We start from the raw sequence: 9527 nt of genomic DNA, 5'->3' as shown, positions 1-9527 counted from the left end.
GGTTGTTGGTAGCATGCTTTGTAATCGGTTGATCATAATTGAACATTAGCGATGTAACAGCAGTTAATTTATACCTTGCTGAAAATGCAATGGCAAAATGTTCATGCTTCATCTCTTTGAATATTTCCTGACCCGTGCTGTCATTTTTGGTGTAATAACCATTTACTGCATTTTGATGAGAGAGACTTGGTGCAATTTGCACGGATAATTTTTTCGAAATTTTTCTGGCAATTATTAACTGATTAAAAAACGAAACCCTTTGCTCCCGGTATTTAAATAGACTGCCATCCGGATCTCTTCTGCTGTCGTATGCTGCATTTGCATAATAGCTGATGCTTACCGGATATTTCCCCGGTGTTTGTGTAATGATAGCATATTTGGCATTTACATCCCACAGCATATGTTCTTTTGTAAGGCCTAAACCGACATACAATTTATTAATGGGAGCGTAGTTTACCCCCAGCCGTATATTAGAAGGAGCAAAGAAACCAGCCAAGTCTTCGTAACCTTTTTCTACTTTTCCAAAGCGGTGCATAATGTCCATTTCAAAAGTGCCTTTTACCGGCACCATCACAGTTTGATTGTCGATGATCCATACACTTTCAAATGTATTTTTTACTGGTTTTACTTTTGCCGGTGCAGCAGGCTCTTCTGCTACAACTGTACTGTCTTGCGCATTAAGGTTTAGCTGAACTAAAATGGTACAGGTAAACAGGCATACAGTAATTGCAAACCATTGTTTTGATAATATTAATTTAAGTTTCATTGTAGTATTTTTTTTAGATCACTTAATTATTCGGTGCACCGTTTCTTATCCAGTCGTAAATTTTTTGCCTGTCAATGGCAGAAGGAATGTATTCTTTCATTTCCGCATTAATTTTTTTATAAAGAATGCTTTCTTTTGGTACTGCTGTGTTAACAAATCCTCCATTTACAATTTGTTGATAGGCTATGTCTGTCAACAGAAAAGGTTTATGTGCTCCCGAAACGTGGCAACCTGATAGTGCACATTTAGTATTTACCATTGGTGCAATATCAGTTTTAAAACTTACGGCCTGCGGAGGCCCATCAGGGTCAACAGCAGCATCAGGCAGTATGATATCTTTATAGCAACTGGTAAAACCAATCATTACAGTAAGCATCAGCACTGCATATATTGTTAATTGTTTCATTGTAATTCTTTTTTTAATTGATTACTTGTTGTTGAAGTTCATGTTGCATTCAATATCAATTTTATCAGAGATACTGGTGCTGGCTATACCAAAATCTCTGCAGTTAAATTGAAATTTTAGTTGCAGGCCAAACACATCGTAAGTGGCGTTAACTGTTGCTTTTGGAACGTATTTTAATTTACCCACAATAGATTTTGTAAGCGGTGCAGTTAATTTACCCTGCCAGGTAAGATTCAGCGTAACGATGTATTCATTACTAAGAGGATCAAATTTAATTTCAGTTGTTTTAATTTTTGCAAGATTGGTTAATGTAAGATTTTGAGTGCCTGCAACAATTGCAACAGTTCCCAAAGCGCCAATATTACAACCTGCATCACGGCCTGGCTCACCCGTATTTGAAGTGTTGATTTGAACATAACCTGTTAAGAAAGATTTAGCAGGTTCGTTTTCGTAAAAAGCCCATGAACTGTCTTTTAATGGCTGGCCGGTGGCAACATAATTCAGCATTTTTGCATCGGTTACGTCATGAACGCCGAATTGATTAAAACGACCGGTAAGTAAACCGGCAGCTGCAACATAATTAGTTGTCCATAACACACTGGAATGCGATTTGTCCAATTTCCATTCAGCGGCATTACCAGTAGTCATATTGCCCGGAAGATGAATGTTAGTGCCACGTGTGATGGTTACGGCAGTAGATGCTGGGGGTGGAGGAATAGTATTATCTCTTGTGCAACTAACGAAATAGCCTATGCTGCTTAAAAAAACAACAAGAATTAGTTGCATTTTGTTACTTAAGTGTTTCATAAAAAGTATTATTTAGTAATTGATTTATTAATAATGTAAAACTATTTCTGAAACAACAGAGTTATCCTGACTTTACTCAAGGCTTTTTATGACAGTTATCATGTAATAAAAAAAATAACAAATTTTATGCAGAAGAAAATGGTGCAAATGGTTAGCAAAATGCAGCCTGCAGACTATTTTAAAAAATGCCAGTATTATGTCAAACCTAAACTATAAAATCTCATAGGTTTTATAAAGTTTTTTATAATATAAACTGGCTTTTATAAACCTGTGAGATTTATGCACTGCTTTAAAGTTGACCTAACACTAGGGGAGTTTTCTTCTAAAAAATCTTAAAATAAAATATGCTAAAACCACAAAGATAAATGCGGCAGCATTAAGTAACAGACTTTTGGTATAAATACTCATATCGTTCTGGAGCAAAGCCTGATCGGTATCTATAAAAAAATATTTATACAGATCTTTTAAAATAAAATAAAAAAATACCAAACTGTGTAATACACTTAGCACTATTTTTTTTGCTAATACAGGTATAAAAAATAATAAAGATAGTAAGGCCCATACTTTTAAGAAAACATTTTGAGTGATGCTGCTTAAATTTTCAATGCTGTAATCGGGGTATAAATTTTTTAACTGGTAGCCTGTAAATAAAAGACCAACTACAGCATAACTGTAAGGTAATAGTTTAGCTAAGTTTAAAGTAATAATTCTCTTTTGCAACAAATGGGTTGCTATAAATTTAATCAGCAGGTAAATAAGTAAATAGCCGGAAAAAAATCCCATTAATTCAAGCTGCTCCAGGTAAATAAAAAAACTGTTATCCATTGTTAAATCTGTTGAAGAAGAAAATTGATACACTAAATTACAGAACAATAATTTCGTTTCAATCTTTAATATAACACAGAAGGTTATGAAGGCTATTATTGTTTGTGCAGTAATACACTGTCTTCCACAATGATAAAAGCTTTTTCTTTTGATGAAGGGACTACTAAATAAGAGCCGGTAAATTTTCCAAATGCCGGTAACACTGCATAATGTTGTGTAAAATAAAAACAGGGAAAACGTAAACTTTGTTTACCCAAACCTCTCATTGTTATTGCCGGGTGTATATGTCCGCTGAAGAAATAATCTGTATCATTTATATCTTCTTGCGGTATATCTTCAACATCATGCACAAATACAAAATTGTTTTTTCGCCACATTTTTTTTTCGGTATTGATGTTTGCATCTGCATACCATTTATCCGGCACAATATCATGATTGCCCTTTACTAAAAGTATGGACACATGCTTCATGTCGTTCCGCCATTTTAAAAATAATTCATGCTCTTTATTTTCTACACTGTGAAAAAGGTCGCCAACAATTACAACTAACACCGGTTTATAAAACTGAATGGTACTTATCAGGCGCTGCATATCTTCTTTCATTACAGCAGCAGGTACTGCAATACCGCTTTTTCTAAAATGCCCCGTTTTACCTAAATGCAGATCAGAAAGGATCAACATTTTTTCCTGCTCCCAAAATATGGTTCGGTTGCAGTTTAAAATAAAATCGTTTTTATTAATGGTATATTTTATGAAGGATGGCATTTAGTACATTGAATTTTAAGTTTAAATATTAATTTTTATTTGTATGAGTTTGGCAAAACTAAAAACGGAAATTGCAAACTGACCACTTTTAACAGTCTTTCCCCAACTTTTCCTGCATCCGCTTCACCCTGTCTTCTATTTTTTCTGAAGACATATTTTCTCTAATGCTATCAACTTTTAATGGGAAACAAAACGGCGTTAGTTGTTGCGGCCAAGTAATTACGATTTTACTTTGTTGAATTCTTTGCAGCATATCTCTCAACCTTGTTTCTTCCATCTGCTGTTCAAATACTTCTTTATATGCCTGCTGCAGTAAAATATTATTGGGTTCATACTCGGCAAAAACTTTAAATAATAAAGAAGCAGAGTTTTGTAAATGTCTTGCTTTTTGATATTCGCCTGGATAACCCTGAAAAATTAATCCGCCAATAACTGCAATATCCCTGAATTTACGTTTCGCCATTTCTGTACTGTTCACACTGCGTTGAATATCTTCAAATAACTTTTCGGCAGTAAATAATTCATACACATTGCTGTCATCTAAAGGTATCGGCTGGTCGCTTAATAATTCAAAACCATAATCGTTCATGGCAAAAGAAAAAGTAATGGGTGTTATTTTACCAATGCGGTAAGATAATATTGCCGCCATTGCTTCATGCACTAATCTTCCTTCAAACGGATACACAAATAAATGAAAGCCATCTTTGGTTTCAATGTGCTCAATCAGTAATTCATTTTCTAATGGCACATGCGATAATTGTTTTTGCAAATTAAATAATGGTTGTAAAACCTGCAGCTCTTCTATCGGTACATTGCCTTTCTGGCTTACGGCTAAAGCTTCTCTTAATTTTTTACCCATGTTGCTGCTTAAACTCATGCGGCCCCCCATCCAGCTGGGTATAATGCTCTTTTTAGAAGAAGATTTTTTTACAATTACCGTCATATCTTTTATGCGTACCAGTTCTAAATTTTTACCTGCAATGGTAAAAGAATCCCCAGGGTCGAGTCTTGATATAAACCATTCTTCAATAACGCCAATATAACCACCGCTTAAAAATTTTACTTTCAGCATAGCATCGCTTACAATGGTACCGATGTGCATGCGGTGCCGCATTGCGGTGCGGCGGCTGTTAATTTTGTACAAGCCATAGTCTAAAATTTCTACCTTTTTATATTCGTCATATTGTGCCAGTGCTTTGCCGCCGGCAGTAATGTGTAATAAAATTTCCTGAAACTCTTCTTTTGTAATTTCAGCAAAGCAATAAGTGCTTTTTACTTCTTCAAAAATTTCATCCGGAAAAAATCCATCTGATATAGCAATGGTGCACAAATATTGTATCAGCACATCAAAGCAAAGTAACTGCGGCGTTTTACTTTCAATAAAATTTTCTTCTACTGCTTGTTTCAATGCAGCAGCTTCTACCAGCTCTAAACTATGGGTAGGTAAAAAATAAATTTTACTAACTGCATCAGGGCTGTGGCCACTGCGTCCAGCTCTTTGTAAAAATCTTGCCACACCTTTTGGCGAACCAACTTGTATAATTGTTTCAACAGGCCTAAAGTCCACCCCCAAATCTAAACTTGCAGTACACACTACCGCTTTTAATTTTCCAGTGTGTAAATTTTCTTCCACCCAAAAACGTAACTCCTGTTCAATACTTCCATGATGCAAAGCAACTGCTCCTGCTAAATCCGGTGCAGCATTTAATAAAGCCTGGTACCACATCTCCGTCATGCCACGGGTATTAATGAAAATTAATGTAGTGCGGCTGCTTTTGATGATAGGTAAAACTTTTTCCACCAGTTTAATTCCCAAATGCCCGGCCCATGGATATTTTTCTATTTCATCAGGAAAGATGGAATGTATTTCAGTTTTTTTTGAGAGGTTAGCCTTAATAATAATTCCTTCATTTTTTAAAGGAGATAATAAAACATCTTTTGCTTCTTCCAAATTTCCAATGGTTGCAGAAATACCCCATATTGAACATTCACCATTTGCCATTCGATATTTCACATTCACAATTCTTGAAATAGCCAACTCCACCTGTACACCTCTCTTGCTTCCCATCAACTCATGCCATTCATCAACAGCAATTATTTTTAAAGTGGCAAAAACATCAGGATAATTTTTTTGTGCCAGTTGTAAATGCAAACTTTCCGGTGTAATAATTAATATCTCCGGCATTTGTCTTTTTTGCCTTGCCCTTTCATTTATTTCGGTATCGCCGTTTCTTATGCCCACTTTCCATTGCAGCTGCAGTGCTTCAATTACTTCATTCATAGCACGGGCAATATCTTTTGCCAATGCCCTTAATGGCGTTATCCATAATAATTGTAAGCCATTATTTTTTTTAGAGAGATAGTTTTCTGGATGATCATTTATAAATTGTATCAAAGCTCCCAAAAAAACGGAGTAGGTTTTTCCAAAGCCGGTTGGGGCATTTACCAAACCACTTTTACCATTTAAAATATGTTGCCAGGTTTGTTGCTGAAAAGCAAATGGAGTACGGTCGTTTTTTTTAAGCCATTCTAAAATAATATTGTAGCCGGGGCTTTTAGCCAAATTCATAAAGCAAATTTACAATTGCCCTGCAATTTGATTAAAACAATTTTAGGGCAATGAAGAAAATAAAGAGTGGCTCGTAACCCTGACGGCGGTTTCAAACTCCGTCAGCGGTTATTGCTGGCGGCTAAGTAAATGTTGAATAATGATTTGCTGAATACAGTATTCATTTTCTTATTTTTGCAATCCGATTTTAAAAACAAATCAATATGTTTAATTCGTTAAGTGAAAAATTAGAAGGCGCATTTAAAAACCTTAAAGGCCAGGCCCGTATTACCGACCTTAATATTGCCAACACTGTAAAAGATATTCGCCGTGCATTGGTTGATGCCGACGTAAACTATAAAATTGCCAAAGAGTTTACCGATAAAGTAAAAGAAACAGCGCTGGGTTCAAAAGTATTGTTAGCCGTAAACCCCGGCCAGCAAATGGTAAAAATTGTGCAGGACGAACTGACCGAATTAATGGGCGGCAGCGAAAGTGAATTTAATATCACCGGTGCTCCGGCAATTATTTTAATTGCAGGTTTGCAGGGTAGTGGTAAAACAACTTTTAGCGGTAAGCTGGCTAATTATCTAAAAACAAAAAAAGGTAAATCCCCATTATTAGTTGCAGCAGATATTTACAGGCCTGCGGCTATAGATCAGCTAGAAGTTTTAGGCGGACAAATTGGTGTAGATGTATTTGCCGAAAGAGAAAATAAAGATGCAGTTTCTATTGTGCAGAATGCGATAAAAGAAGCCAAAGCAAAAAATAAAAATGTAATTATTGTAGATACTGCCGGCCGTTTAGCTGTTGATGAAATAATGATGAAGGAAGTGGCTGATATAAAAGCTGCCATCAATCCACAGGAAATTTTATTTGTGGTAGATAGTATGACGGGCCAGGATGCAGTAAACACCGCTAAAGCATTTAACGACCGTTTAGATTTTACAGGTGTGGTATTAACAAAATTAGATGGCGATACAAGAGGTGGTGCCGCACTCTCCATAAAATACACGGTAAACAAACCCATAAAATTTGCCAGCAGCGGCGAAAAAATGGATACGCTGGATGTGTTTTACCCTGAGCGTATGGCGCAGCGTATTTTAGGCATGGGAGATATTGTGAGTCTGGTAGAAAAAGCACAGGAGCAATTTGACGAGGCCGAAGCAAGAAAACTGGAAAAAAAGATCCGCAAGAATCAGTTTGATTTTGAAGATTTTAAAACCCAGTTGCAGCAGATTAAAAAAATGGGTAACCTTAAAGATTTGATGGGCATGATACCCGGCGTGGGCAAACAAATTAAAGATGTAGATATTAACGACGATTCTTTTAAAGGTATAGAAGCCATGATAAACAGCATGACTTTGCAAGAGCGCCGTAACCCCGATATTATAAATCCCAACCGCAAACTCCGCATTGCCAAAGGCGCCGGAAAAGATATTGCCGAACTGAATGCCTTTTTAAAGCAGTTTGAACAAATGAAAGGCATGATGAAGATGATGAACAAAATGCCGATGGGTAAAATGCCCGGCATGGGAAAACGGTAACTGGAAGCTCCAGCTTTCAGCCCTTATTTTGGCGCAGCCAAAATCCATATCACCCTATGTTTAACTTTCCCTGCTAATATCATTGCATAAACCCAACAAAATACCCTCAAAAATTAACGGTTTGCAAAGAATTTTCAAATATTTGGCTAATCCCCTGCCGGTTGTTATATTTGCAGACCTTTTTTAAGGAAGAAACCCTATTATTAACAACCAAAAATTTCTATTTTATGGCTGTAAAAATGAGACTGCAAAGACATGGCTCAAAAAAGAGACCATTCTATTTCATTGTTGTAGCAGATGGCAGAAGCCCTCGTGACGGTAAATTCATTCAAAAATTAGGTACGTACAATCCTTTGACGGTTCCTGCCACTATTCAGGTAGATCGTCAAAAAGCATTGGATTGGTTGCAGAAAGGTGCTCAACCCACCGACACTGTACGCCGCATCCTTTCTTTTAAAGGCGTGTTGTATCTAAAGCATTTACTGCGTGGCGTTGGCCTCGGTCTGTTTGATGAAGCAGTGGCTATGGAGAAATTTACGAAGTGGAGCAGTGAGCATGATGCTCATATTGCAAAGCGCCATGGTGCCCATAAAAAAGCACGTATGGATAAACGTAACCAACCCGTGGTACGCAAAGTTGCCGAAGCTCCAGTAGCTACCGCAACTGCACCAGCAACAGAAGAAACCAAAACAGAAGAATAAAATAACTCTGTTCCGTTAATTCATTTAAGTTCCGTTATTTTTTAGCGGAACTTTTTTTATGGGCTCACGCCCACGTCTGACCATGTTTTTTTGGGCCAGCATTAGCAATATTGTTGAGCTTCGGTGGCTGTATCCCGATTCATCGGGATACAGCAAATCTTTATTGAGCTTTTATCGCAGCCTTTAAAAAATATTTTAAAAACAGGCAAATTTGCAGAAATGATAATAACTATCAGGAACCGGTTTTTTGTTTTAAATTTGATTAACTAAAAATAAATTAATGGGAACACTTACAATTGATAATAAAAGATTTGTTGTAATTGAACAAAAGAAATTTGAAAAATTGCAACTGCTTGCTGCACAAAAGACTGCTCCCGTAAAAAAATTAACACTTGTAGCAGGTAAAAAACATGCCTATAAAATGATTGATAAATGGGCAAAAGGAAAGTAAGTATTCTGGAGCCAGCTGCCGAGGCTGTTGCCGACATTGCATTATTTATCGCAGGTAAGGGACTGCCGGCTACAGCGAAGAAATTTGTTGACGAAGCTTTCCTTTTTTTTGAAAAACTTTCTGACGAAAGAATAGTTCATAAGCCCTGTAATTATAATAATGTTTGGAAATATCTTGGTTATCGTTGCATTACCTATAAAAAATACGTGATTGCCTATCTTAGTCAGCCTGATGAAATTATTATTTGTGATTTTACTGTTGCAAAAATTTTGAAATAAACTGCAATACGCTTTGTAACCCATAAGTTTTTCAATTATAAAAATTCATGAACGAATATTTTAAAATAGGCAAACTTGCCGCAAGCACCGGCTTAAAAGGCGAATTGGTTTTACAACATAACCTCGGCAAAAAAACGTCGCTAAAAGGTTTAGAAGCTATTTTTTTAGAAGAGAAAAAAGATAGCTTCATTCCATACTTTATACAATCCGCACAAATAAGAAGTAATACAGAAACTGTAATAAAATTAGAGGGCGTGGATATAATGGAAGTGGCCCGAAAACTTACGCCAAAAGAAGTGTGGCTGGCCGAAGAAGACTTTAAAAAATTCGCTACTAAATCATCACCCATTGCCATGCTGGGTTTTATGATGGTAAATGATGGCGAAGAAATTGGCGTAAGTTTTCGGGCCACTTCCATTATATCCACGCCCTCT

Annotated in this window: 11 protein-coding genes; 5 read left to right on the top strand and 6 right to left on the bottom strand. The window is 36.5% G+C overall.

Annotation, left to right across the window (positions count from 1 at the left end; all coding sequences use genetic code 11):
- The 6 genes from ACY651_RS08170 to ACY651_RS08145 form a co-directional block, all read right to left on the bottom strand.
- Positions 1–766 (bottom strand): DUF5777 family beta-barrel protein (locus ACY651_RS08170; RefSeq protein ID WP_462251538.1); only part of this gene is annotated, 766 nt, incomplete at its 3' end.
- 22 nt (positions 767–788) lie between these two features.
- Positions 789–1172, bottom strand: a complete 384-nt coding sequence (locus tag ACY651_RS08165; protein WP_462251536.1) for a hypothetical protein — start codon at positions 1170–1172, stop codon at positions 789–791.
- Between the two features lie 21 nt (positions 1173–1193).
- Positions 1194–1958: a YceI family protein gene (locus ACY651_RS08160; protein WP_462251534.1), complete on the bottom strand. Its 765-nt coding sequence runs from the start codon at positions 1956–1958 to the stop codon at positions 1194–1196.
- Positions 1959–2285: 327 nt separating this feature from the next.
- Positions 2286–2804 (bottom strand): hypothetical protein, encoded by a 519-nt coding sequence (locus tag ACY651_RS08155; protein WP_462251532.1) that lies wholly within the window; start codon positions 2802–2804, stop codon positions 2286–2288.
- Between the two features lie 95 nt (positions 2805–2899).
- Positions 2900–3568 (bottom strand): ligase-associated DNA damage response endonuclease PdeM, encoded by a 669-nt coding sequence (gene pdeM / locus ACY651_RS08150; RefSeq protein WP_462251530.1) that lies wholly within the window; start codon positions 3566–3568, stop codon positions 2900–2902.
- Between the two features lie 88 nt (positions 3569–3656).
- Positions 3657–6137: a ligase-associated DNA damage response DEXH box helicase gene (locus ACY651_RS08145; protein ID WP_462251528.1), complete on the bottom strand. Its 2481-nt coding sequence runs from the start codon at positions 6135–6137 to the stop codon at positions 3657–3659.
- A gap of 203 nt (positions 6138–6340) precedes the next feature.
- On the opposite strand from ACY651_RS08145, the gene ffh reads away from it, so the two are divergent.
- From ffh to ACY651_RS08120, 5 genes are all read left to right on the top strand, one after another.
- Positions 6341–7663 carry a signal recognition particle protein gene (gene ffh / locus ACY651_RS08140; RefSeq protein ID WP_462251526.1) on the top strand — a complete coding sequence of 441 codons (1323 nt, stop codon included), beginning with the start codon at positions 6341–6343 and terminating at the stop codon, positions 7661–7663.
- Between the two features lie 227 nt (positions 7664–7890).
- Positions 7891–8364, top strand: a complete 474-nt coding sequence (gene rpsP / locus ACY651_RS08135; RefSeq protein WP_462251524.1) for a 30S ribosomal protein S16 — start codon at positions 7891–7893, stop codon at positions 8362–8364.
- Between the two features lie 280 nt (positions 8365–8644).
- Entirely contained in the window at positions 8645–8815 is a 171-nt protein-coding gene (locus ACY651_RS08130; protein WP_462251522.1) for a hypothetical protein, read from the top strand.
- Complete coding sequence (locus ACY651_RS08125; RefSeq protein ID WP_462251520.1) at positions 8797–9093, top strand: type II toxin-antitoxin system RelE/ParE family toxin; 297 nt, start codon at positions 8797–8799, stop codon at positions 9091–9093. The genes ACY651_RS08130 and ACY651_RS08125 overlap by 19 nt, the downstream gene beginning before the upstream one ends.
- 47 nt (positions 9094–9140) lie before the next feature.
- On the top strand, positions 9141–9527 hold a 387-nt coding region (locus ACY651_RS08120; protein WP_462251518.1), incomplete at its 3' end, for a ribosome maturation factor RimM.

The organism is Ferruginibacter sp. (assembly GCF_031391665.1).
Lineage (GTDB): Bacteria > Bacteroidota > Bacteroidia > Chitinophagales > Chitinophagaceae > Ferruginibacter.
This window is presented reverse-complemented; position numbering and strand designations above follow the sequence as displayed.

Coding starts and splice junctions, on each gene's coding strand:
- ACY651_RS08165 (WP_462251536.1), bottom strand. CDS start 1,172: ATGAAACAATTAACAATATATGCAGTGCTGATGCTTACTGTAATGATT.
- ffh (WP_462251526.1), top strand. CDS start 6,341: ATGTTTAATTCGTTAAGTGAAAAATTAGAAGGCGCATTTAAAAACCTT.
- pdeM (WP_462251530.1), bottom strand. CDS start 3,568: ATGCCATCCTTCATAAAATATACCATTAATAAAAACGATTTTATTTTA.
- ACY651_RS08155 (WP_462251532.1), bottom strand. CDS start 2,804: ATGGATAACAGTTTTTTTATTTACCTGGAGCAGCTTGAATTAATGGGA.
- ACY651_RS08160 (WP_462251534.1), bottom strand. CDS start 1,958: ATGCAACTAATTCTTGTTGTTTTTTTAAGCAGCATAGGCTATTTCGTT.
- ACY651_RS08145 (WP_462251528.1), bottom strand. CDS start 6,137: ATGAATTTGGCTAAAAGCCCCGGCTACAATATTATTTTAGAATGGCTT.
- rpsP (WP_462251524.1), top strand. CDS start 7,891: ATGGCTGTAAAAATGAGACTGCAAAGACATGGCTCAAAAAAGAGACCA.
- ACY651_RS08125 (WP_462251520.1), top strand. CDS start 8,797: ATGGGCAAAAGGAAAGTAAGTATTCTGGAGCCAGCTGCCGAGGCTGTT.
- ACY651_RS08130 (WP_462251522.1), top strand. CDS start 8,645: ATGGGAACACTTACAATTGATAATAAAAGATTTGTTGTAATTGAACAA.